Below are 255 nucleotides of genomic sequence, written 5' to 3'. Positions count from 1 at the left end.
AGGTTATTTATGTTGAAAGTCAGAGAAGCTATGGCTTCGAGTGGAAACAATCCTATGGATGGCGATGTTCACGTGGATGAATTTGTTCTGGGTGGCAAGGACGAAGGAAAAATAGGAAGAAGTTATGATGGTAAGAAAAAGAAAGCGGTCACGGCAGTTCAATTGACCGAAGAAGGCAAGGTGAAGCGGATGTACACTATGAAAATTGATGATTTTTCAGCCCAGTCCCTTCAGTACATTTTTATCAACCATATA

1 pseudogene is annotated in these 255 nt (G+C 40.8%); it reads left to right on the top strand.

What is annotated here, in order from left to right:
• Positions 1 to 255: pseudogene (locus LB465_RS18590) on the top strand (IS1595 family transposase); the annotation flags it as partial.

The sequence above is a fragment of the Salegentibacter lacus genome, from assembly GCF_020164555.1.
GTDB classification, from domain to species: Bacteria; Bacteroidota; Bacteroidia; order Flavobacteriales; family Flavobacteriaceae; genus Salegentibacter; species Salegentibacter lacus.
This window is presented reverse-complemented; position numbering and strand designations above follow the sequence as displayed.